Origin of the sequence: Paenibacillus septentrionalis (assembly GCF_042659865.1) — a bacterium.
In the GTDB taxonomy this organism is placed as follows: domain Bacteria; phylum Bacillota; class Bacilli; order Paenibacillales; family Paenibacillaceae; genus Pristimantibacillus; species Pristimantibacillus septentrionalis.
In genome coordinates this window covers 425926-450704 of sequence record NZ_JBHSTE010000001.1, presented here as the reverse complement: position 1 = coordinate 450704, position 24779 = coordinate 425926, and the positions used below count along the sequence as shown (strand labels likewise).

Below are 24779 nucleotides of genomic sequence, written 5' to 3'. Positions count from 1 at the left end.
TGAAAATATACGTATCATTCTTCTTAAATTAAAATAAAAAACGAGCAACAAAAAAATGCAAATGAGAGAGGGGTATAAATGTGAAGTTTTCAAAAGCAAGTCTTATTCTGATTATACTAATGATCGCAACAGGGGTGCTTTCCGCTTGCAGTACCAATTCTAACAAAGAAACGAATTCCTCAACTCAGACAAACACAAGCAATAGTAATACCGGCAACAATGACTCGAATCCAACGGTTTCTGGGGATGCTAGTCCTTTAGGTAAGTATGAAACCCCGATTACAATTCGATTTACACGCGATGTCGATAATGACATGCAGGACAATATTATTCCTAAAACACCTGGTGAGACGGTTGAAGACAACAGATGGTTGAAAGCGTATTCAGAAAAACTTGGTATTAATGTAGTATATGATTGGACCGTTAGCGGCGGCGATGCCTATACGCAAAAAATGAACGTAACCTTAACATCTGGTGATTTACCCGATATGCTGCGAGTAACCCCAGCACAAATGAAGCAGCTTGCAGAAGCAGATCTGATTGAGGATTTAACACCATATTGGGAACAGTACGCGTCTGATGATCTGAAGGAGCTGTATGCTGAACAAGGACCGGCGGTCATTAATTCAGCTGTAGTTAATGGAAAGATCATGGGGATTGGTAAGGCAGACGTATATGGTGATGGTGTTTACTTATGGCTTCGCAAGGATTGGCTAGATAACTTAGGACTTCAAGAGCCAACTTCCATGCAGGATTTATTGAAAATATCGGAAGCGTTTACAACGCAGGATCCAGACGGCAACAATATCAATGACACATATGGCTTAGCAATAACAAAAGATTTATACGGCGGTGCAATGGGCTTGGATGGATTTTTTGCCGGCATGCATGCCTATCCGTATATGTGGATTGATGACGGCGAAGGCAATCTGGTATGGGGTAGTACGCTTCCTGAAGTAAAGGAAGCATTGAAGACTCTGTCAGAAATGTACAAAACGGGCCAGTTGGATAAAGAGTTTGGGGTTAAAGATGGTGGTAAAGTAGCTGAAAGTATTGCAGCTGGTAAAATTGGTATCAATTTTGGCGCACAATGGAATCCAATGTATCCGCTAATCAGCAATTATCAAAATGATCCGGATGCGAACTGGGTAGGGTATTCACTTGTTTCGATTGATGATAAACCTGCACTTTCTCCTCAGAGATTCCAAGCCGATAGCTATTGGGTAGTAAGAAAGGGCTTCTCTAATCCTGAAGCGCTTGTCAAAATGTTCAATTTACATGTGGAGCTTAACTGGGGTGAAACAGGAGATTTCGACTATTATTACATGCCAGCAGCCAATGATAGCGTAGGAGTATGGAAGTATTCTCCAGTACAGCCAGCGTCAGCATTTAAGAACATTCGAGCCTTCCAAGAAATTGAAGAGGCTAGAAAAAATAATAGCTTTGAGAGCTTAACGGGTGAAGCACTAGCTATTTATCGTAATATTACAGCTTTCGAAAATGGAGATACTTCACAATGGGGTTGGCCTAAAATCTATGGCGCAGAAGGCGTTTACAGACACGGGGTTAATTATATGGACAATGACCTATTTATGTATGAAGCGTTTGCTGGTCCACCAACAGAAACGATGGCTGAAAGATTGTCGACACTGGAATCGTTGGAAAAGGAAACATTTGTGAAAATTATTATGGGTGCGGCTCCTTTGGATGAATTCGATAAATTCGTAGACAACTGGTACAAAGTAGGCGGCACCGAAATTACGAAAGAAGTAAATGAATGGTATGCATCAACCAAATAATTCGTTAATGGAAAGCAAGGAGCTGCTCCTTGCTTTCCATCTTCTCAAACCATAGGAAAAGGTGATTGAAATGGGTATGAAAAAGTTTAAGAGAGAATTGCCGTTAAATCTCATGATATTGCCAGGGTTTATATTTATCATCATTTTTAGCTATGTTCCTATGGCTGGTATTATTATAGCGTTTCAGCGATTTATTCCAGCTAAAAAGCTTTTTGGTGATCAACAATGGATAGGCTTAGACAATTTTAGATATGTGATGAGCTTGCCTAATTTCGGCAATATTATGTGGAATACATTTTACATTGCGTCCATGAAAGTCATTTTAGGTCTGATCGTACCGATTATTATTGCACTGCTTTTAAATGAGATGAAGAACGCACTATTGAAACGAAGCATTCAAACCGCCATTTACTTGCCGCACTTTTTGTCATGGGTAGTATTAGGTGGAATTTTTATCGATATGCTCTCACCAACGGATGGTCTTATTAACACCTTTTTAAATAAGCTTGGCATAGAGTCCATATTCTTTTTGGGCGACAATAAATGGTTCCCGACTACGATGATCATAACGGATACCTGGAAAGACTTTGGATATGGAACGATTATATATCTCGCAGCTTTAACAGGCATTAATCCGAATTTATATGAAGCGGCACAAATTGACGGGGCTAATCGATGGAAGCAGACTCTACATGTTAGCTTGCCTGGAATCCAAATGGTCGTTGTCCTGTTAATGGTGCTTAGCCTTGGTAATTTGTTAAATGCGGGATTCGATCAAATCTTTAACATGTATAGCCCAATGGTCTATCAAAGTGGAGATATTTTGGATACGTTTGTCTATCGAATTGGCTTGCTAGATGCACAGTTTGGCGTAGCAACCGCAGTTGGCTTGTTTAAATCGCTTATTGCGCTAGTGCTAGTTTCGACTTCATACTATTTTGCTTATAAATTTGCTGATTACAGAATTTTTTAGGAGGGGTTCGTCATGCGAATCAAAAAAAGGATTGACTGGTTCCTTGTCATTAACAATATATTTCTCATTTTGGTCGCGGCCCTTTGTGTGCTTCCAATGATTCATATTTTAGCGATATCCTTCTCCTCAAGTGCAGTTGCGGCTACAGGGACGGTAACGTTTTGGCCCAAAGAGTTTTCGTTGACCTCCTATGAATTTGTCGCACAGCGTAAAGCGTTTTGGGATTCGATGCTGGTATCTTTAGAGAGGATCGCTATAGGTGGAGCAATCAATGTATTTCTTGCCACAACGATCGCTTACCCATTGTCGAAGGAGAAGAGGGAGTTTAGGCTACGAACCTTTTATGCATGGGTATTTTTTATTACGATGATTTTTGGTGCCGGATTGATCCCAACCTATATGCTAGTAAAGGAATTAGGGTTAATAGATACGATTTGGGCATTAATCTTACCAGGTGCAGTGCCTGTATTTAGTGTGATCATCCTATTGAATTTCTTCAGAACTACACCTAAAGAGCTAAGTGAGTCAGCCTTTATAGACGGTGCGGGTCACTGGAGAACATTATGGAGCATATATATACCCGTTTCGATGCCAGCCATTGCTACAATATTATTATTTTCTTTAGTAGGTCACTGGAATAGCTGGTTTGACGGCTTAATATATATGAACAACCCTAGCAATTATCCACTACAAAGCTATATACAAACAATCGTCGTACAAAAATCATTTACGACATTAACGCCTGAAGAAGCGAAGATTATGGCTAAAATTTCAGATAAAACGTTAAAGTCCGCTCAAATCTTTTTAGGTGCCTTGCCAATCCTTTGCGTATATCCTTTCTTGCAGCGGTATTTTGTAAAAGGCATGGTGTTAGGTAGTGTGAAAGGCTAAAGACTGATTTAACAAAATTATGTATTATGATAAAATATGTTAAATTGTATGATACGATTTTATCATAAAGGAGGGGGTGACGATTAGATCTAGCATTTTTGTTAGATTGATGGCAACATTTCTTGCTGCAATTATCGTCATAGCTGCATTAGGGATTTATATGTATAATTGGAGCTTGAAAACGGTTAAGGATGAAATTTTCAAGTCTACGACAGCTCAAGCAACCTTCTATCTGGAAGGTCTGGAGGCAGAAATTGATCGTATAAAAATATTGCAATATGATGCATTGAATGATGAGGATCTCAATAAGCTTGCGATTAGGTATCCGATTATGGACGAATATGAAACGATGGAAAGTATGAGAAAATTACTACATCGCCTTGTGTCCATTCAGAACAGTAATGCACATATTTCGAATGTTAGCGCACATATTGAGCCGATCCAAAAAACGATATCATCCAAGAAATCGGTAAGCATATTGGATCGCGATAAATTTCAGTCATTAAGAATACCTGAGGAGATGAAGGGCGCTCAATTATTAGTCTATAATCAGAACCTTCATCTAACCACTTTTTTAATGGGCAATATGGGGCTGAATCCACTGTATATGATAGAAATCGAATTGAATACTTCCGTATTTCGTGAAGCATTGAAGCAGCTCGACACCTATCCTGGAAGCGGCTCCCTTTTATTGGATGTAACAAATGGTCTAGCTATACATAGTAATGAAACCGTTCAACCATTTGTTGAATTGATTGATACATTCGAATCGAATGAAAGCGATTTCAAATATGGGAAAGTGTACAGCTATGGTGATACATTTATTGTTGCTGCGAAATCCGATTACTTGAATATGGTGCTGTTTAGATATATACCAAAAGATGTTGTTCTGGTTCCGATTGAAGACTTTTATGTTTGGCTATGGGTATTTACTGGAGTTGTAATCCTGCTTGTTGTATTTATTTATGTCTATACATATAAATTAATTCAGCGCCCAATGAAAGAGCTAGTTAAAGCGTTTCGTGGTGTTGAAAAAGGGAATTTTAATGTCAAAGTTGAAGTGAATCAAAACAACGAATTTGATTATTTGAACAAAGGATTTAATTCAATGGTTCAAAACGTATCAAATTTAATCGATCAGGTGTATAAGCATAAAATTCTTGAACAAAAAGCCGAGCTAAAGCATCTTCAGTCTCAAATAAGCCCTCATTTTTTATATAACAGCTTTTTCCTAATTAATACGATGGCGAGAGTCAAGGATGACAATTTAATTCCTTTCACCAAATTATTGGGGGAGTACTTTCAATTTATTACGAAAAACGATGCTGATTTTGTCACGTTATATGAGGAAATTGAGCATGCTCGTACGTATGCAGATATTCAGTTAATGCGCTACCCGAGTAAACTAACAATTGAGTTTGAAAGCTGTCCTGATCAATTTAAGGAGACTCATGTTCCCAGACTTATTGTTCAGCCTATTATAGAAAATGCATTCAAATATGCAGTTGAGCACTCTAAGGGGCCAGTTTTCATTTTAGTATATTTTCAATTAACTGATGATAGATTAACGATTGTTGTAGAGGACGATGGAACACAATTAACGAATGAGAAGCTAATCGAATTACAGAAGCAGTTTAATCAAGCTCATATGAGTGAATCTTCCGGTTTGAACAATATTCATCGACGAGTACAGCTAATATACGGTGATGAATACGGATTGCAGGTCGAAAGAAGTAGCTTGGGAGGATTAAAAGTCATGCTGCAAATTAATCCTGGGATGAGGGAGTAGTCATGTTAAGACTTTTAATTGTAGATAACGAAGAAATCATCGTTAATCATCTTTTTGAAGTTTTTCGAGGTATGGAGCATTTAGCATTAGACGTATACAAGGCATATAGTGGAGAAGAAGCGATAGAATGGCTGCATCGAACAAGAATAGATATTGTCCTAACCGATATCGATATGCCCAACATTAATGGCTTGCAACTGATGGAGGAGATTTTTAAAAGCTGGCCGCAATGTAAAATTATTTTTTTAACAGGACATAGTGAGTTTAGCTATATTTACAAGGCAATTCAGCATCCTGATGTAAGCTATCTGTTGAAAGTAGAGGATATCGACAAAGTTATACAAGTCGTAGAAGAAACCGCATCAAAGATTCGTAAAGAAATCAAGACGGGTGACTTGATTCGTGAAGCGAAAGAAAACATTCATATGGCATTAGAACTGTTTCAAGAGGATTATTTGTTGAGCTTGTTGAAAGGAAATAAATATGTTCAAGCAACAAAGGATCAATTTGATCAGCTCTCCTTGCCACTTTCTGTAAATGTTCCGGTCATTATTGTTGTAGGCAAATTAGATACAATTATTGAAGAAGCTGACTATATGCAAAAAATTCAGCAAGTTTACTCTGTCCGTCAAATGATCAAGAGATACCTTTCCGTTCATTTGAAAAGTGTCATTATTTTAGATCACTTTCGATTCACAATACTTGTGCAGCCTAAGGAATATAAGCAAGACCTGACAGGGGAGTATTATGAGCAAACACTCCAATTTTTGAAAGGTATGCTGGAATCCATTCAGCAGAGCTGCATGGATAAGCTTAATCATTCGATTAGCTTTACGGTAGGAAGCATGCCGACAAAGTGGAATGAGGTAGCCAAGCAGTACGCTGATTTGCATTCGCTCATAAATTATCGAATTGGTTCAGAAAGGTCAATATTATTGGTAGATAATGAAGTAAACCAAAAAGACGAACAATTGATAACATCAGAAAGTTCTGACTATGAAGAGAATACAGCAGAACAAAAATTGTTAGCTATGACGACGTCAAATCTGGTTTCCTTGCTGGAGCAATATTTGGAATCTGGACAGAAGGGGAAATATTTTGAAGAATTAGAGCAGATGTTACAGCCATTAGCGATCATTAAAAATAAAAACAACTTACTCGCACAACAAGCCTATTGCTCTATTTCCATGTACTTACTCTCCTATATGAATCGATGGGGGCTTCATGAAAAAATAAAGTTGAAACTCGGGGAAGTTCATCTATTAAATACAGCAATCTTTCATAGTTGGAGTGATGCTGCAACCTATTTAAGAGAGTTGTCCATGTGTGTGTTTGATTTACAAAAAAGTGAGCAGAAAAAAAGAGCAGACAACATGATTTCATTTATTCAGGATTTCATCGTTAATCACTTAGGTGAGGATTTGTCTCTCGTTAGATTGTCGGAGCAGGTGTATTTGAATCCATCCTACTTATCGAGAATTTTTAAGCAAGAAACAAAAAGAAATTTAACAGAGTTTATTGATGCTGCCAGAATTCAAAAAGCGAAAGAGCTGTTGGTTAACGAGAATATGAGAATCAATGAGATTGCAAGACAGGTTGGTTATGAAACCGCTACTTCATTTACGAGATTTTTCAAAAACTTGACAGGCTGCTCGCCACAAGAATTTAGAGATGCTCAGATTATACGGACGAAATGTACAGCCAAAGACGGCTCTTTGGCAGGTGCTGTAATAGATGACTAATTGGTATCAAGTTGTACTGACTGCTGACTGCAAAAGAACGAACAGCAAAAGGAGTTAACCGTTAATGAATAATCAAGCATGGCAGGAAGAAGCATGGGCGCATATCGTTAAGAAAGTCGAGAAAACAAGCAAGAGAATCCAAAATCAATTTCCACATGCGAGTGTAGGAGGCGTCTATCAGCTTGAGCCAGCCTCATGGTGGACAGCTGGCTTTTGGCCCGGCTTGCTCTGGTTGGTTTATCGTGATACGAAGGATGAGCGTCTAAGCGGCTATGCTAAGTCATGTGAACAGCAATTAGATCAAGTGATACTGGATTATGAAAAATTAGATCACGACATCGGATTTATGTGGATTCTGACAAGTGTCGCACGCTACAAGCTGCAGGGAGACGGTTCAGCGAAAAGAAAGGCGCTGCTTGCAGCTAATTTGCTTAGTGCTCGATTTAATCTGAAAGGCAACTACATTCGAGCATGGAATCCTTGGAATCCATCAGAAGATAACGCTGGATGGGCAATTATTGACTGCATGATGAATTTATCGCTGTTGTTTTGGGCCTCACAAGAAACAGGAGACCTGAGGTACAAGCATATTGCTAAGGCACATGCCAATACGGTACTTGAGCATTTCATAAGACCTGATGGCTCAGTCAATCATATTGTGCGTTTCGATCCTTTTACCGGAGAACAGCTTGAAGTGATAGGCGGGCAGGGCTATGCCCCGAACTCTGCATGGTCAAGAGGGACGTCATGGGCACTGTATGGACTTGCGCTTGCTTATCACTATACAAATGAGAGGAAGTATCTCGAAGCATCAAAGCGTGTTGCGCATTTCTTTATCGCTAATCTGCCAGGGGATTATGTGCCGCATTGGGATTTTCGTCTGCCAGAATCGATTGCAAGACCAAGAGATTCTTCAGCAGGTGCTTGTGCAGCATCGGGCTTGCTGCTGCTTTCTCGACTTGTTCCTGTAGAAGAACAGGGGTTGTATCGCCGTGCGGCTGAGAACATGCTCTATTCATTATATACATGCTATGGAACGTGGGAACAGCCGGAAGAGGAAGGGCTGCTGCTGCATGGCACGAGTCATTTTCCTGAACTACGCAATGTTGATGTGCCGCTCATTTACGGAGACTACTTTTTTGCAGAAGCGATTGCTCAATTGAATGGTCATACTGAGTTGTTTTGGTGAATTATAAAACCAGCTGGTTATCCAGCTGGTTTTTGTTATTTATTGAAATTTCAGGAATAAAAAATAAATCGATGGTTAAGTTAACATTACCAGAATAATAACAGGCAGGAGTGGAATAACTTGCATTCGCACTCAGATTCCCTAGCTGAGCTTGATTCCATGCAAACAAGTGAATTCGAAGTGATTCATGATCGCTTGGAGAAAAATCTTGATGCCCTGATGGCTGCTTCCGGTCATAGCACGGATGTTGTCGTTAGACGATTAAAACCTGTCGGTCATGCCCAGGAAATGGCGATTATTTATATTGCAGGATTAGTGGAAAATGATACGATTATGAACAATATTATTGAACCGCTGCAACAAATGAAAGCGTATCAGGCTTCTATTCTGGAAAGTGTTAAGCAGGCGGTAACGGTTAGCGAACTTAAAACTGCTCAATCCTTGCATGCCGCATTGATTAGCCTGTATGAGGGACACACCATCATCTTAATGGATGGTCAGGCAATCGCCTATACGGGTAACTCATCCGGCGGTGAACGAAGAAACATAACTGAGCCTACGACTCAAATGATTATTCGTGGACCACGAGACTCTTTCACTGAATCCATTATTACAAACACCGCCTTGATACGGAGAAAAATAAGGTCGCCCAAGCTATGGCTCGAAACGTTCCATCTTGGAACGGTTTCGAAAACAGCGGTCAGCATTATGTATATTGATGGTATTGTACAACCGTCAATTGTTGAGGAAGTTAAAAAAAGAATACAGAATATTAAAATCGATAGCATTCTGGAAAGCGGATATATAGAGGAGTATATTCAAGACAAAACATTAACACCATTTCCAACGATTCAAAATACAGATCGTCCTGATACATCTGCAGCAGCATTACTGGAAGGAAGAGTAGTCATAATTGTAGATGGCTCTCCTTTTGTGTTGATCGTTCCTACCTTGTTCAATCAATTTTTTCAAGCTAGTGAAGACTACTATCAGCGTTGGGATGTTTCATCGTTAATTCGTCTATTGCGCTACGTTGCTTTTTTTATTGCCAGTTTTGCACCTGCTATATATATCGCAATTACGACATATCATCAGGAGATGGTTCCTTCGCCATTACTGTTTACATTAGCAGCACAGCGTGAAGGCACACCCTTTCCAGCTTTTATTGAAGCCGTTATTATGGAGCTCGTATTTGAGGTGCTGCGTGAAGCCGCAATTCGAACGGGAAAGGCGATAGGCAACTCCATTTCAATTGTTGGAACGTTGGTCATCGGTCAGGCTGCTGTTGAAGCCGGTATTGTGGCCGCTGCGATGGTAATTGTCGTTGCGATTACAGCAATTTCCAATTTCGTACTGCCGTCATACAATCTGGGAATTGCTGCGCGCATTATACGGTTTTTATTTATGGCGTTAGCGGCAACATTAGGGTTATATGGCATCACAGTAGGGTTGATTGTAATGATCCTGCATTTATGCAACCTAAAATCATTTGGCATCCCTTATTTAAGCTCTTTGGCACCCTATTATAAAGATGATCAGCAGGATGTGCTGATTCGGTTGCCTCGCTGGATGATGATAAAACGTCCTGCGCCTTTTCGTAACTGGAATGAGAACCGTGAATCGAAAAATATATTGGAAAATAAGCTTGAAAAGAAGTGATATAGTTGAGAAAGCAATGGTGCAAGCTCATCCTGCTCTTTTTTAGTATGCTGCTACTGTCAGGCTGCTGGGATCGGCAAGAGCTGAATGATATTGCTATTGTGGTAGGCATGGGCATTGATAAGCAAGAAGATCAGATTAAACTGTCCGTTCAAATTGTCAATCCAGGCAGTGTGTCTTCCCAACGAAATGCCGGCTCGCAAGGTGCACCTGTATTGACCTATACGGAAACGGGCAAGACCATTATGGAGGTTATTCGGAAGCTAACGACAATATCTCCTCGCAAGCTATACTTATCGCATCTAAGAGTGGTCATTATTGGCGAAGAAGCAGCGAGAGAAGGAATAGCGCCGCTACTTGACTTTCTGGCAAGAGATCATGAAGTACGTACCGATTTTTACTTGATTGTTAGTCACGGTCATAGCGCAGAAGATGTATTAGATGTAGCAACACTCGTTGATAAGATTCCTTCTAATAAAATGTTTGACTCGCTTGAGACCTCTGAAGGACGATGGGCGGCAACAGGAAAAATTACGATTGATGAGGTTATCCATGACATCGCTAGTGTAGGGGAGGAGGCTGTTCTTACTGGAATTGTAGTGAAAGGCGATATAAAGCAAGGCTCATCTTACGAAAATTTAAACAGAATTGCCTTGCGTACCATGCTGCAATTTGATGGGATGGCGATGTTTAAAGATGATCGCTTAATCGGTTGGCTGACAACAGAACAAAGCAAAGCCTACAATTATATAAAGGGACATGTCAGGAGCACATTGGCAGTTGTCCCTTGCATGGATATGCAAGGAGAAATTGGACTTGAGGTGAGAAGAAGTTCCAGCAAAATAAAAGGAGCTATCAGAAACAATAAGCCGAGTATACATATATCATTGGACATAACAGCTAATATTGCAGAGGTAATGTGCCCCCTTGATTTATCTAATCCGAATGTCATTCGGCAATTGGAACAACAAACCGAGGAGTTAATGCAAACTCATTTAACAGGCGCAATTCAACAAATTCAAACGGTTGGCAGTGATATTTTTGGATTCGGAGAAGCAATTCATCGGTCAAATCCAACGTATTGGAGCAGTCATAAGACGGAATGGGACAGACTATTTAAGGAATTAGAGGTCAAGGTGCAGGTAGATGTACAAATAAAAAATATTGGATCCTACACTCGGTATATCCATATGAAGGAGGAATAACGTTGTTAAGTTCAATATTCGTTATAATCATTGTGATTATGATTATGAAATCCTCCTTCCCAACTCTCGTTAAAAACAAGCAATACAAGGAGCTGCTGCTAGCATCGTTCTTTTTATTCATTGGGACGCTGATGTGTATGCTTTACAGTCTGAAAATGATTAATTTCGATGCTACGGAGTGGCTGAATACGATGTTTTCACCGATTAGTCAGATGATTACTTCTTTATACCAAACGTAACAAGCGAGGGATGAATGATGGAACAAATTAGTCCAAGACAATTTACAATTCTGACAGTTCTATTTACGATCGGAACCTCTTTACTTGTCATCCCGTCCCAATTGGCCACTGATGTAGAGCAGGATACATGGATTGGATCGATGATCGCTTGTTTATTCGATTTTGCGTATTTGCTGCTATATATTAAGCTTCTCAATAAGTATCCTGATCAAAGCTTTATCCAAATCATAGAAGCGATATTAGGGAAGTGGATAGGTAAAGCTGTCTCTTGGGTGTACATTATTTTTTTTATAATGCTGACCATCTTTATCGTAAAGTTTTTGGGGGATTTTATTAAGACGATGATGCTTCCAGCAACACCTCCATGGTTTATATACCTTTCATTTCTTTTGGTCGTTGTCATCGCATTGAGATATGGTGTTGAAACGATTGCGCGCTCAGCGGAGCTCTTTTTTCCTATCGTCATCGTTTTCCTATCCATTATTATGGTGATGCTGATTAAAGATAGCGATATGAACAATATAAAGCCTGTTGGTGAGCATGGTATAATGGCGATTACTGTGGCAGGATTAAAAATGTCCCCTTTCCAGGAACACATTTGCTTGCTCATGTTAATACCGTTTGTCAAAAGAAATGGCAAGTATAGAGCAAATCGATCACTCCTAGTCGGTACAATGATTGGTTCTATATTTTTAATTGTTTTTTCTCTTTTTACGATCCTAATACTAGGCAACTATAACACGGCCAACATGTTGTATCCCGTGTTTATTATCGTACAAAAAATAAGTATTGGAGACTTTTTTCAACGCATCGAGGTCCTCATGATTGCAGTATGGTTTTTAGCTGTATTTATTAAAAGCTGCATTATCTATCACTCAGCTTTGACAGGAATCAGTCACGCCATGAATATTAAAGACTGCAAGCCGCTTATTCTGCCACTCGGTGTAGTGATTGCCGTTTTTTCAAACTTTATTTATCAGAACACGGCTTCGTTTTTAACACTTTCTTCAGAAGGCTGGTTTACCTTCGCGCTTATCTATTTATTGCTCATACCGCTATTGCTATTGGTCATTGATTGGATTAAATCAGCAATGACCAATAAAGACAGCTTTAATTTGGATGATGCATAACAACTTGGTTACGGCCCTTTCGCTTTGCTTCATACAAGGCTTGATCTGCTTGAATAAGCAGCTGTTGAAGCGATTGATCATGTCTACTACTACGTTCAGATAGACCAAAGCTTGCAGTAACGTTCCATGTATGATCTTCGATTGACATAGGCTGGTTAGCTAAAAGCTCGCGAAGCCTGTCAGCTAGTTGGAATGCTTGATCAGAAGAATGGCCGATTAATGAAATAACAAACTCTTCTCCGCCGTACCGAGCTAACCAGGCAGGCTCAGGCAAAGCTTGCTTTAATAAGTTTGCTACGTATGCAAGCAGCTGATCTCCGATATCGTGACCGAAATTATCGTTAATCTGTTTGAAGTAATCAATATCCAGTAACACTAGACTATAGGGCTTGTTTGCATGCAACGCTTGCTGAAATTCCTCGGAAGCAAGCTTGAAGAAATAGGTGCGGCTATAAACTTGTGTAAGTCCGTCGTAATACGCTAGCAATTCCAGCTCCTGTTGAAGCTTCACTTGTTCTGTTATGTCAATCATCATGATGAGAGAACCCGCAATCTTATCGTTTCTATGTCGAATGAGGGAGGTTCTGGCCTGGTAGTAAGTGGCATGACCGTTATCATGCTCAAGTGAAAAATCAAACAAAGCCTGCTCCTTCTGAGGAGAGATTGGAAAACTTGAGTCTGTTAGTTCCTTCCACGTTTCATCAAGTGGTTGTCCGATCATCGAAAGATTTAGCTTGGGAAAAATTATTTGTGCGGATGAGTTATAATCAATAAGTCGAGACCTATCATCAAGGACGATTACGCCCTCACGCATATTGTTAAACAGAGTGTCCTTCGCAACTGGCATTAGCGCAAACATATTAGAAGAAACGATTGCCCAAATATATAGAGCTGACGTAAGCCATATAACGAGCGGAACAGGATCAATACCCGCTGGTGTTGCACCAATTAAGTATAAAAACGCGGTTGTCATCGGTACTAATTGACCAAACAACAGGACAAGTAATTGAAGGCGATAAGAACGTAAGGTTTCCCTCCATTTTATAAGCAAGCTTAAAAATGCATAAAACATGCAGCTAAACGTAAAGATGCCGTGAACGACATACCATAACCCGATTTCAATATCTACGAAAGGCAAGGACATGCCTTCTCTTACGTTCATTGATTTGTAAAATAAATGGTGAAACTCATTTGTTGCGACGAGCAGAAAGGAGATGGACGGTATGATAAACAGCGCAGCCTTCTTTTTTCTATTCCATTCGACGCCTAAAAATTGCAGGACAATAAGTAAACCAAGTGGCGAGGCAGCGGGCATGCCAATATATTGAATCGTCGTCCAGAAAAGCATTTGTTCCATCGAGCTGCTCGTTAATGCAATCGCATAAGCAAAACAATAGATCGTTATTGCAAACGTATACAAGATGAATATACTTGACCCGCGTAAATGCTTTCTACGTGAATACGCATATAAGCAGAGGAATAAATTCAATACGCCTGAGACACTAACAAGTGCAATATAGGCTGTTAACGATGAATCCATATATGTTCAACTCCAATAGGCATTCATTTCACACCCTAGTGTAACATATTTTTTATTTTATATGAGTTAGTTGACAACATTTTTGGAATTCGGCTATACTGTCTGTAATCTTATATGAGCAATACTGTGAAAGAGCCCAGTAGCATTTTTGTCTCTGTTCTAGAAAGTCAGGGGTTGATGGAACCTGATACAAGCAAAGATTGCGAATTACACTCTGGAGTACTTGGGTAATGCCAAGCGGAAGCAGCGAACGATATCTCGCTAAGAGTGGCATAGGCATGTTTCTTGTTCTATGCAATTTGGGTGGTAACACGGTTCTAATCGTCCCTTTGTCTGCAATGCAGATAAAGGGACTTTTTTATTGCAATCGAGAAAAGAAAAGGAGTGTACTACGATGAATATTATTGATGAATTGGAATGGCGCGAAGCTATTAATCAGCAAACAGACGCTGAAGGCTTGCGTCAACTGACAAGCGAAAAGTCAATTTCACTATATTGTGGTGTCGATCCGACTGGAGACAGCATGCATATTGGTCACTTGATACCATTTATGATGCTGAAGCGTTTCCAGCTTGCCGGGCATCGTCCCGTGATTTTGATTGGCGGGGCAACAGGTACTATTGGCGATCCGAGTGGACGCGCATCCGAACGTTCACTGCAAACGCTGGAGCAAATTGAGCAAAACGTAGCGGCACTAACCGCTCAAATGAAAAAGCTGTTTGTTACAGAGGGTGATAATCAGGTACGTCTGGTGAACAACTATGATTGGATATCCAGTATTAACGTGATTGAGTTTTTACGCGATTATGGGAAAAACTTCAGCATTAATACGATGCTTGCCAAGGATGTCGTAGCAAGTCGTCTTGATAGTGGGATTTCTTTCACAGAATTCTCTTACCAAATTCTGCAGTCACTTGATTTCCTGCACCTTTACCAGCATGAGGATGTACAGCTGCAAATTGGCGGTTCTGATCAATGGGGCAATATTACAGCTGGCCTTGATCTGATTCGGAAAAAGGAAGGGGCAGAGGCTAAGGCATTCGGCTTGACGATTCCGTTGATGTTGAAATCTGATGGTACGAAGTTCGGTAAAACAGCAGGCGGCGCGATTTGGCTTGATCCCAATAAAACGACTCCATTCGAATTTTACCAATTTTGGGCAAATACAGATGATCGCGACGTTATTAAATACTTGAAATACTTTACATTCCTGAGCAAGGAAGAAATTGATGCTTTAGCTGAAAAGGTAGCAGCTGAGCCTCATAAGCGTGATGCGCAAAAGGCATTAGCGGAAGAGATGACCCGTTTTGTACACGGTGAAGAAATGCTGGAGCAAGCAAAACGTATTACAGCTGCGTTGTTCAGCGGAGATATTCGTTCGTTGACTGCTGATGAGATCGAGCAAGGCTTTAAGGAAATGCCGACCTTTACAGCGAATCGTGAGGAGAAAAATTTGGTTGATTGGCTTGTCGAGTTAGGCATAGAGCCTTCTAAGCGTCAGGCACGAGAGGATGTTACCAAAGGCGCGATTACACTCAATGGTGAAAAGGTTACGGATACTGCTTACGCAGTAACGGATGAACTGGCGATTGGTGGAAGATTCATTATTATTCGTAAAGGCAAGAAAAACTACAGTCTCGTTAGATTAGAACAAAATTAAAAAGTTTAAGATGTGTACACATAGCGTACACATCTTTTTTTTATAATCAATACATCAAAGTACAATAATAATGAGATCGAAGCGTTTGAGGTGAAAAGATGAAACGAACCCTTCTACTTGTAGAAGACGATGTGCATTTAAGAGAAATTATTCATGATTATTTTGCAGCAGATCATTGGGAAGTCGTGGAGGCTGACAATGGGGTGGCTGCACTGGAAGCATTCGATCACCAGTCGTTTGATCTTCTTATACTTGATATCATGATGCCATTATTGGATGGGTTTTCAGTATGTCGTTCGATACGCAAGCGTTCGGATATACCGATTATTATGATTACCGCTCGTGAAGCTGATGAGGATCAAGTACATGGCTATGAGCTGGGTGCAGATGAATATGTGACGAAGCCGCTAAGTCCGAAAGTGTTGGTTGCGAGAGCTAATGCATTAATCAAACGAGTCGAAGGAACAGTAGGCGCGGAAGATGATCGGCTCAATTTCGGATTGCTATCGATTCAGCTTCAATCTCATCAAGTAAAGGTGCAAGAGGATGAAATACACTTATCACCAAAAGAATATGAGCTGCTTGTGTACTTAGCCAAGCATCATGGGAAGGTGTTGAGTCGTGAGCGGCTGCTTACGGCAGTATGGGGCTTTGATTATGAAGGAGATGATCGAACGGTGGATACCCATGTAAAAAAATTAAGAGCCAAATTAGGAAGCGAAGGACACTTGATTAAGACTGTCATTCGTACAGGCTATAAATTTGATTCAAGATGTTGAAGCACCACTCCATAGCGCGCAAATTGTTTATCATCACCTCTCTTATTATTATTGGCTTATTATCGCTTGTGCTTGTTTTTGAAAGCTTGTTTTTTGAATCATTTTATCGACATGTCAAGCAGCACGAGCAAGAGACTGCAATAACAAAGCTGACTGGTCAATTAGAAGTCATGCAAGCTGATGAACAAGCGATAGCCTACACGATTGGGTCAGCAATGAACGAATATGATGCTAGCATTGCTTTGCTCAATGAAGACTATCGTATCAAGCAGTTGGATATTTATGTTATTCATCTCGTTTCTGGTGAGCAAACGATCAAAGTTATCATTAATGAAGAAGGATTAAGATACGGGGACCTTCCTGTAGAACTATTGCCTGGGGATAAGCTTGTCGTTGACGGGATTTTCATGGATCAGCACAATGCCGTTTTGCATCCTGTTCACTTTAATCCTGAAACCGTAGAGCCAGAAATCGGATTGGTTCGTGTACAAGGAACCATTACGAGCCTATTGCTGCCAGAGCAGCGATCTTACAATCCGATGTATCAGGATATGCTAATTTCCAATGTGCTTGCAGACTGGAAGCCATGGGAGCTTACTGATATACAATCAGCTCAATCTATGACGATGCAATGGAGAGATGCATGGAGCGGAGTACAATATATTGCAACGCTCGCCAAGATGAGTGACATTGACTCCTATGTGATCATGCTATCCTCGCTTCAGCCTGTTGATGAAGCCATTTCGATATTGCGGAAGTATGTACTGGTGTTGTTTCCATTTATCGTTTTGATTGTCATCATTCTTGCTGTAGTGTACTCGCGATATATCGCCCGACCATTGGTGAAAATCAATGCCTTTGCAGAAAAGCTTGCACAATTACAGTTTTCGGCAACGCCCCCCATCCAATCGAAGGATGAGTATGGGCAGCTCTCTCAGCATCTTGTAACGCTGTCGCACAATTTAGAGAAGGCGTTAGAAGAGGTAACTGAGAGAAATGAACAGCTTCAGGTAGAAATAAGCAAGAAGATTCATTTGGAGGAGCTTAGAAAAGAGCTGGTTGCGAATATTGCGCATGAGCTGAAAACGCCGCTCGCCGTTTTGAAAGGATATGCAGAAGGCTTGCAGGACGGGATTGCAAGCCATAAGCAAGAGGCTTATCTCGCTCATATCGTTCGCGAGACGGATGTTATGAATGAATTGATTATGGATTTACTGGAATTGTCGAAATACGAAGTGAACGCGATAACGTTGAAGCCAGCTCATTTTCATATCATTCGATTAGTACAGGATGAGGTTGATGCCTTAGCCATTCAGCTTACGGATAAAAATTTGCATGTTAAGATTGATACTACAGCATTAAGCAATTTGAATGTTATAGGAGATCGAAAGCGAATTAAACAGGTTGTTGTGAATGTATTAAGCAATGCAGTTCGCCATGCTAAGGCAGGCTCTACGTTACGTATAACCTTAACAACGCTCCCGCTTAATAAGGTTGAAGTTCGTGTGTACAATGAGGGAGATGCGATCCCTGTAGAGCATCTCCAACTGATATGGGAGAAGTTTTACCGCGTTGAGCAAGCACGAGATCGACGTTCTGGTGGAACAGGGTTAGGTCTGACGATTGCCAGACATATTTTACAGCTACACGAGAGTCAATTCGGAGCCAAGAATACAGAACATGGCGTAGAATTTTACTTTACACTAAAAGAGGGAAGTGCAAACCATGACAATGAAAAATAAGGGATTAATCGGAATTATCGCGCTAGCCATTATGCTAAGCGGATGCAACACAGTTCATGTAGAGCATCAAAATGGAAATAAGGGTAAGTCTGTCATAGATGGTGAAGAGCAACATGAAGATCGGAACGGCGCAGGAGAGACGACTAATGGAGAAGCTGGAGACGAGCAAGAGCACAAAAACGAGCAGGAGCAACCAGCAGCGAGCAACGATGACATTCTTATTATTATCGACCAAACAGAAAAGCCGATTGAGGGGAGCAAAAACAGCTTTGATTTTACTGTCCAAAAACGTCCAGAAGGCTATATGTTAACAACGATGGAGTGGAATTCAGCTAATCATAATGTTATAAACAGCCTTGAAGAAGCGATCCAGCATGGCGGGGACGGAGAGGATGGATTTTACGTTAGCGGCAACGGCCAATTTATGGGCTTTTTCTACGATAAAGCCTTCTCAGGTGAAACTGGAACTGTATCCTTTACATTTGAGAATGAACAAGGAGATTCATTAATTTGGAGCAAGGAAATTACATTGCATTAGTAATGGATAGAAAAGCGCTCAGCTTGTCACACTTGCGACGATACTGAGCGCTTTATCTGATTATAGAGGCTTATGAGCGACTAGAGCGCAGCTTAAAATGAACAGAAGCCGTGTATAGCATTTTCTCATGAAGCGGATGAAAAACAGCTTGATGCTGCACAGCTGCCGGCTCAAGCATAAGCGCTTTATTATTGTCGATTTGCTGAGCGATTTTCGCCTCCAGCTCTTTCAGTGAAAAAGCTTCGTAAAATTCAATTTTAGTTTCTAACAAATCAAGTCTGAATTCCATATCGTTTCTCCTTCGTTCGAAATTTGTTCAAATTTCCAATAATTTTCGAACCCGATTTCGTGTACACTGACTATAAGATGAGAAAGGAGGGGGAACTATGGCGGATGTACCGGGTTCAGTTTGGTTTTTTAGCGTTGTCATTATAGCCCTAATAACCTGGATCACACTATGGGTTACGAAAAAAGCTTATTCTAAAAAATGGGATGAATCGGATAAGAATGAAATTCAATAACTGCCGCAAATGCGGTAGTTTTTTTATTGGCTTTAATCCAGTATACAAAAAAACTTCTTCGCCAGCGGCAGAAGAAGTAACAGGAACTGATGGTGCCGCCTAGAGGACTTGAACCCCCAACCTACTGATTACAAGTCAGTTGCTCTACCAATTGAGCTAAAGCGGCGTGTTGTGATGCTTGATTATGTTGTAGTGGTGCCGCCTAGAGGACTTGAACCCCCAACCTACTGATTACAAGTCAGTTGCTCTACCAATTGAGCTAAAGCGGCACGCGCTGAACACAGAAAGTATTATCACACAGATATGCCAAATAATCAACCCCTCTTAGTAAAGATTAAATTTTCGGAAAATTCCACTGAAAATTGATACGATTATCAATAAAAAACAGACTATGCTGATTCAAAGATCATGCATAGTCTGCGGTATTGAACGTTTTATGCGGTTTCTTCATTCGTTGCTTCAAGCGGCTCATTGATTTGCATTTCAATTTTACGAATGCGGTTTTTACTCGTCTCACGAACAATAAAGGTCAAATGCTCATATTCAAGCTTCTTGTTTGGCTTTGGCTCCTGCAGATTACTGTAGATCCAACCACCAATCGTTTCGACCTCTTCTTCCTCGAAGGAAACTCCCGTAAGCTGATGGACTTCATCCAGCAATACCTTACCATCCAGCAAATAGCAATTTTCATCGAGAAGCTCAATTTCTTTTCTTTCGTCAGTGTCGAATTCATCGCGAATTTCCCCAACGATTTCTTCAATAATATCTTCAATTGTAATGAGACCTGAAGTTCCACCATATTCATCGACCAATATGGCGATGTGTACACGTTCCTGCTGCATTCGCTTCAGCAATGTTTTGACAGGAGTCACCTCAGAAACGCTAAGCACCGGATGAATGAGTGCTTTCATATCGAAGTTTTCTCCCTTTTGATACTCGAGAAAAAGCTGTTTGGTATGAATCATGCCAACGATATTGTCCTTGCTTTCCATTGCCACAGGAAAGCGTGTATATTGCTCTCGTTGAATAATGTCAAGATTTTCTTCCAATGTGTGATTCGCATACAAGCACACCATATCGGTTCGAGGCACCATAATTTCTTTGGCAAGCAACTCGTCAAATGCGAAAATTCGGCTAACATAACCATACTCTGTATTGTTGATTTTTCCACTTTGAAAGCTTTCATTTAATATAATTTGAATCTCTTCTTCGGTATGCGCGTCCTCGTGCTCTTTGGCGGGACGAAGTCCAAACATTCTGACAAGTGCATTAGCAGAACCGTTTAAGGACCATATAAATGGATATAGCAGCTTATGGAACAAAATAAGTGGACGGGCAATTAGGAACGTTACCTGCTCTGCTTTTTGAATCGCCCATGTTTTTGGTGCAAGCTCACCGACGACAACATGCAAAAAGGTAATGACGAAGAAAGCAATACCTATCGATAACGGGTGACTTAAAGAAACAGGCAATCCAAGGTCATGGAATACTGGCGAGAGAATAGCCTCTACTGTCGGTTCACCTAGAAAACCTAATCCTAGTGCGGTACAAGTAATACCTAACTGACAGGCAGATAAATAAGCATCCAGATTACTTGTTATTTTTTGAACGGAAGCGACACCTTTCTTAGCTTCTAGCACGAGCTGATCAATTCGGCTTGAACGTATCCGAACAATCGCAAACTCTGCTGCAACGAAAAATCCAGTCAAAAAAATTAATAAAGCAATCATGAACAACTTCAGACCTATGTCCATTTCTAATATTCACTATCCTTTTTATATAAATTTTTTTACCTATTATATATACTATATCGAATCAATCCATTGTCTATCAACTTAAGAAAGGCCAAATTCCGTGGATTATAGGGAATAAAGAGCATGAATAACTGATTAATACGGGCAAACAGTGCTATTTCACTCCAAAACCCTATAGTTTTCGCTCGAAAGCTTCTTTTTATGGATTTGACTGGTTAAATTTTACTTTTGAAATGCTGTTGAAATGAGAAATGACGATGCAGCTTGTTTATGGAAAATATGCTATAATACAGATTACATGTACATCGGTAGTTCACATGAAGCGCATTCATATATTGCAATCGTTGGATGAGATGGAGGTAAAAAAGTGGAAGCGAATGACCTGAAGGTTTTAAAGCAACAACAGCTGACAGCTCAGCTTGATTATTATACAGGCAAAAAGGTTATAAAGTCGGAGTCGGCAGTGTTTGACAAGCTGCTGGAGCAATCAGAGCAGAAGGTATGGGACCCGAATCAGACGGAATCGCTTGATCAGCAGCGTGTATGGGGCTATTTGCAGGCAACTGGTATAAGCCATGTTCAAAAGTATGGCGAATATGAGGCATCTGCCGTGTATAGTGGCGTAAATACGATTGCGAATGCGACTCAGCTAAACAAAGCATCTGCTAATAGCAGCTTTGATGGATTGATCGAGGCGTCAGCCGAAAAATATGGAGTGAGTGCAGCTTTAATACAAGCTGTCATTCAGACGGAATCCAATTTTAATCCTAATGCTGTTTCTTCAGCAGGTGCAAAGGGCTTGATGCAGCTCATGGATGGTACGGCAAGAGGTCTTGGCGTGACGAACTCGTTTGAGCCTGCTCAGAATATAGAAGGCGGCACGAAGTATCTAGCCATGCTGCTTAAAAAATACAATGGAAATGAAAATGTCGCATTAGCTGCATATAACGCAGGTCCAGGTCGCATCGATCGACTTGGAATAGCTTCGGAAATAGAGCTACAGCAAAAATACAATCTGCTGCCAGTCGAAACACAGCGATACATTAGCAAGGTACAAGCAGCAAGGGCTTAATTGAGGACGGGAATACGTTGTTCCACTTTTTGAGAGCTAGAGTGGGGTTTCGTAGCTCCCTTTTTTATTGTATATTGTACGTTGTAGCATGATTTTGAACGGAAGAAGGGTAAAAGGATGCTTTATTTTGACCATTGTGCATCGACTCCTCCACATGAGGATGTTGTGCGAACGATGATGGAAGTGATGACGAAGCACTATGCAAATCCTTCATCTTTGCATAGTGGCGGTGTTGCGGCCGCTCGTCTAATAGAGAAATCAAGAGAGCAGGTTGCTTCCTTGATGAAAACAAAACAAGGCAGGTGGATTTTCACTTCCGGAGGAACGGAGTCCAATAATCTGGCTGTAAAAGGAGTTGCGCGTACGTTCAGTAATCGAGGCAAGCATATTATTACAAGCAGCATCGAACATGCCTCCATCTACGAAACGATGCAGCAGCTAAAAGCAGAAGGCTTTGAAATTACCGAGCTGCCTGTTGACCAGACTGGTCATGTATCGCTCGATGATCTTGCTGCAGCTCTAAGAGAGGATACGATCTTAGTAAGTATTATGCATGTCAATAATGAGCTCGGCAGCGTGCAGCCGATTGCTGACATAGGCAAGTTCTTGAAGCAATATCCAAAGCTGCAGTTTCATGTTGATGCTGTGCAAAGTCTTGGCAAGCTTCCGCTTGAGATTGAAGAATGGGGCATCGATCTGTTAAGCGGATCGGCTCATAAAATAAGAGGTCCACGCGGTGTAGGCTTTTTGTACATTCGCAACGGGTTGCCATTATCACCAATGCAAGCTGGTGGTACACAGGAATTTAGTCTTCGCGCCGGAACTGAAAACATTCCTGCTATTGTGGCAAGCGCGAAAGCGTTGCGTCTTGCAATCGATGCTCAACAAGCTAATTATGAGCAAGCAGAGGCCCTTTCTTCCTATTTAAAAGAAGAGATTAGCAAGCTGCCCGAGCTGAAGCTGAACGGCGGAGCCCCTCAATCACCTTATATTGTTCATTTTTCTTATCCGGGAATGAAGCCCGAGGTTGTGATTCATATGCTTGAGCAGCGAGGGATATTAGCCTCTACACGCTCTGCTTGCTCATCCAAAGATGATAAGCCTAGCCGAGTGTTACTTGCCATCGGTGCAACGAGAAGTGAAGCAACGGGAGGTATTCGCATCAGCTTTGGGCAAGAGCATACTGAGAGAGATGTGGATCAGCTTATTGCTGCTATTAAAGATATTATACATTCATTGAAACCGCTTGAGAGGGGAAATACACGTTGAATTATGATCGCATCGTATTGCGTTATGGTGATTTGACCATGAAGGGACGCAATCGTAAAGTTTTTGAAGATAAAATGCTCAAGTCTGTGAAACGGGCGATGAAGCCATTTGAACAGGTGACCTATTGGAGAACGTATGGAAGATTGTATGTTTTGCTTAATGGCACCCCTCATCAGCCTGTTATAGATAGACTGAAGGATTTATTCGGGATCGTTTCTGTAAGTCCGGTTGTTTCCGTACCGACGGAGCTGTCTGCGATACAAGCTGCTGCTCTTGAGGTGATGGAATCGTTGGACTGGACGCCTAAAACCTTTAAAGTGAATACAAAGCGTGCTTGGAAAGGATTTGCCCATGGCTCGCATGAAATGAATCATCTTGTCGGCGGGCATATTTTGCCGCGCTTCCCAGAGCTGAGAGTTGATGTGCGACAGCCGGAGCTGGAGCTGAAAGTTGATATTCATGAAGAAGCGACGTATTTGTACTGGGATAGCATTCCAGCTGCCGGCGGTTTTCCTTACGGAACAAGCGGCAAGGCGATGCTGCTGCTGTCAGGCGGCATAGATAGCCCTGTAGCTGGATGGATGGCTCTCCGAAAAGGACTGGAGCTGGAGGCTGTTCATTTTCACAGTTATCCGTTTACGAGCGTTCAGGCAACTGAGAAGGTGAAAACATTAGCTAAAAGACTTTCTTACTATAGCGGTGTGCCGATTCGCCTTCACTTGGTTCCATTTACAGATATTCAAACGAAAATTGCACACGGCAATCAAGAAAATTTAACGATAACGCTTATGCGCAGAGCCATGCTTCGGATTACGGAGCAGATTGCTGCGAAGGTGAAAGCAAACGGGATTGTTACAGGTGAAAGCTTGGGGCAAGTGGCAAGTCAAACCCTGTCGAGCATGAATGTAATTGGCAGAGCAGCGGTTCTTCCCATGATTAAGCCGCTCATCATGATGGACAAGCAGGAAATTATCGAAATCGCGCGTAAAATTGACACGTTTGAAACTTCGATTTTGCCGTTCGAGGATTGCTGCACCTTATTTTTGCCGAAATCTCCTAGCACGAACCCGAACCTGCGCGTTGTAGAGCGTGTTGAAAGCAGCATGGAGGATTATGATTTGCTCATTCAGCAAGCGGTAGAAGGTACGGAAACCGTATTGCTTAGCTACAACGAGCCACAAAGCGAGCAACGTGACGAAGAGGATTGGTTCTAGTATTCCTATAAGAAAAGCACCCGTCTGTCAGAGGTTTGGAGGCTCGCTGCCTTCCAAGCATCTATACAGAACGA

21 protein-coding genes, 2 tRNA genes and 1 other annotated feature are annotated in these 24779 nt (G+C 41.1%); of the genes, 18 read left to right on the top strand and 5 right to left on the bottom strand.

The features are described 5' to 3' along the window. Positions 1-80: 80 nt before the first annotated feature. The 10 genes from ACFP56_RS02155 to ACFP56_RS02110 all read left to right on the top strand — a co-directional run bounded on the left by ACFP56_RS02155 (position 81) and on the right by ACFP56_RS02110 (position 12616). Positions 81-1799 (top strand): extracellular solute-binding protein, encoded by a 1719-nt coding sequence (locus ACFP56_RS02155; RefSeq protein WP_379230623.1) that lies wholly within the window; start codon positions 81-83, stop codon positions 1797-1799. A gap of 70 nt (positions 1800-1869) precedes the next feature. After that, positions 1870-2772, top strand: a complete 903-nt coding sequence (locus ACFP56_RS02150; RefSeq protein ID WP_379230621.1) for an ABC transporter permease — start codon at positions 1870-1872, stop codon at positions 2770-2772. Positions 2773-2784: 12 nt separating this feature from the next. Further along, a complete protein-coding gene (locus ACFP56_RS02145; RefSeq protein WP_379230618.1) occupies positions 2785-3663 on the top strand; it encodes a carbohydrate ABC transporter permease in 879 nt (292 codons plus the stop codon). A gap of 76 nt (positions 3664-3739) precedes the next feature. Then, complete coding sequence (locus ACFP56_RS02140) at positions 3740-5452, top strand: sensor histidine kinase (protein ID WP_379230615.1); 1713 nt, start codon at positions 3740-3742, stop codon at positions 5450-5452. Positions 5453-5454: 2 nt separating this feature from the next. Beyond that, positions 5455-7194, top strand: a complete 1740-nt coding sequence (locus ACFP56_RS02135) for a response regulator transcription factor (protein WP_379230613.1) — start codon at positions 5455-5457, stop codon at positions 7192-7194. A gap of 64 nt (positions 7195-7258) precedes the next feature. Further along, on the top strand, positions 7259-8383 hold the full coding sequence (locus ACFP56_RS02130; RefSeq protein ID WP_379230611.1) for a glycoside hydrolase family 88 protein: 1125 nt from the start codon (positions 7259-7261) through the stop codon (positions 8381-8383). Between the two features lie 120 nt (positions 8384-8503). Then, entirely contained in the window at positions 8504-10042 is a 1539-nt protein-coding gene (locus ACFP56_RS02125; protein WP_379230609.1) for a spore germination protein, read from the top strand. Between the two features lie 5 nt (positions 10043-10047). Next, positions 10048-11247, top strand: a complete 1200-nt coding sequence (locus tag ACFP56_RS02120; protein WP_379230607.1) for a Ger(x)C family spore germination protein — start codon at positions 10048-10050, stop codon at positions 11245-11247. Between the two features lie 2 nt (positions 11248-11249). Further along, a complete protein-coding gene (locus ACFP56_RS02115) occupies positions 11250-11486 on the top strand; it encodes a hypothetical protein (RefSeq protein ID WP_379230605.1) in 237 nt (78 codons plus the stop codon). 17 nt (positions 11487-11503) lie between these two features. Continuing rightward, positions 11504-12616, top strand: coding sequence for a GerAB/ArcD/ProY family transporter (locus tag ACFP56_RS02110; RefSeq protein WP_379230603.1), 1113 nt, complete (start codon positions 11504-11506; stop codon positions 12614-12616). Here the strand turns inward: ACFP56_RS02110 and ACFP56_RS02105 are convergent. Continuing rightward, the gene (locus tag ACFP56_RS02105) at positions 12597-14156 is read right to left on the bottom strand and encodes a histidine kinase N-terminal 7TM domain-containing diguanylate cyclase (RefSeq protein ID WP_379230600.1); all 1560 of its coding nucleotides are present in this window, start codon (positions 14154-14156) and stop codon (positions 12597-12599) included. The two genes, ACFP56_RS02110 and ACFP56_RS02105, sit on opposite strands and share 20 nt — an antisense overlap. Before the next feature lie 117 nt (positions 14157-14273). After that, positions 14274-14488 (top strand) — a binding site (T-box leader). Between the two features lie 62 nt (positions 14489-14550). On the opposite strand from ACFP56_RS02105, the gene tyrS reads away from it, so the two are divergent. The 4 genes from tyrS to ACFP56_RS02085 all read left to right on the top strand — a co-directional run bounded on the left by tyrS (position 14551) and on the right by ACFP56_RS02085 (position 18875). Further along, complete coding sequence (gene tyrS, locus ACFP56_RS02100; RefSeq protein WP_379230598.1) at positions 14551-15816, top strand: tyrosine--tRNA ligase; 1266 nt, start codon at positions 14551-14553, stop codon at positions 15814-15816. A 98-nt stretch (positions 15817-15914) separates the two neighbouring features. Beyond that, positions 15915-16595 carry a response regulator transcription factor gene (locus ACFP56_RS02095; RefSeq protein WP_379230596.1) on the top strand — a complete coding sequence of 227 codons (681 nt, stop codon included), beginning with the start codon at positions 15915-15917 and terminating at the stop codon, positions 16593-16595. Further along, complete coding sequence (locus ACFP56_RS02090) at positions 16592-18337, top strand: sensor histidine kinase (RefSeq protein ID WP_379230594.1); 1746 nt, start codon at positions 16592-16594, stop codon at positions 18335-18337. Before ACFP56_RS02095 ends, ACFP56_RS02090 begins: the two co-directional genes overlap by 4 nt. Then, complete coding sequence (locus ACFP56_RS02085; protein WP_379230592.1) at positions 18321-18875, top strand: hypothetical protein; 555 nt, start codon at positions 18321-18323, stop codon at positions 18873-18875. The genes ACFP56_RS02090 and ACFP56_RS02085 overlap by 17 nt, the downstream gene beginning before the upstream one ends. Positions 18876-18945: 70 nt before the next feature. Here the strand turns inward: ACFP56_RS02085 and ACFP56_RS02080 are convergent, their stop codons facing one another. Further along, a complete protein-coding gene (locus ACFP56_RS02080) occupies positions 18946-19164 on the bottom strand; it encodes a DUF2536 family protein (protein WP_379230590.1) in 219 nt (72 codons plus the stop codon). Positions 19165-19261: 97 nt separating this feature from the next. Between ACFP56_RS02080 and ACFP56_RS02075 the strand changes: the two genes are divergently transcribed. Further along, positions 19262-19396 carry a hypothetical protein gene (locus tag ACFP56_RS02075; RefSeq protein ID WP_379230588.1) on the top strand — a complete coding sequence of 45 codons (135 nt, stop codon included), beginning with the start codon at positions 19262-19264 and terminating at the stop codon, positions 19394-19396. A gap of 90 nt (positions 19397-19486) precedes the next feature. Here the strand turns inward: ACFP56_RS02075 and ACFP56_RS02070 are convergent. The 3 genes from ACFP56_RS02070 to ACFP56_RS02060 all read right to left on the bottom strand — a co-directional run bounded on the left by ACFP56_RS02070 (position 19487) and on the right by ACFP56_RS02060 (position 21126). After that, a tRNA-Thr gene (locus ACFP56_RS02070) sits at positions 19487-19562 on the bottom strand. Positions 19563-19589: 27 nt separating this feature from the next. Next, a tRNA-Thr gene (locus ACFP56_RS02065) sits at positions 19590-19665 on the bottom strand. Positions 19666-19830: 165 nt separating this feature from the next. Further along, the gene (locus ACFP56_RS02060; protein WP_379230586.1) at positions 19831-21126 is read right to left on the bottom strand and encodes a hemolysin family protein; all 1296 of its coding nucleotides are present in this window, start codon (positions 21124-21126) and stop codon (positions 19831-19833) included. A gap of 391 nt (positions 21127-21517) precedes the next feature. On the opposite strand from ACFP56_RS02060, the gene ACFP56_RS02055 reads away from it, so the two are divergent. From ACFP56_RS02055 to thiI, 3 genes are all read left to right on the top strand, one after another. Further along, on the top strand, positions 21518-22222 hold the full coding sequence (locus tag ACFP56_RS02055; protein WP_379230584.1) for a lytic transglycosylase domain-containing protein: 705 nt from the start codon (positions 21518-21520) through the stop codon (positions 22220-22222). 117 nt (positions 22223-22339) lie between these two features. After that, positions 22340-23491: a cysteine desulfurase family protein gene (locus ACFP56_RS02050; protein WP_379230582.1), complete on the top strand. Its 1152-nt coding sequence runs from the start codon at positions 22340-22342 to the stop codon at positions 23489-23491. Further along, on the top strand, positions 23488-24705 hold the full coding sequence (gene thiI, locus ACFP56_RS02045; protein ID WP_379230580.1) for a tRNA uracil 4-sulfurtransferase ThiI: 1218 nt from the start codon (positions 23488-23490) through the stop codon (positions 24703-24705). The genes ACFP56_RS02050 and thiI overlap by 4 nt, the downstream gene beginning before the upstream one ends. Positions 24706-24779: the final 74 nt, after the last annotated feature.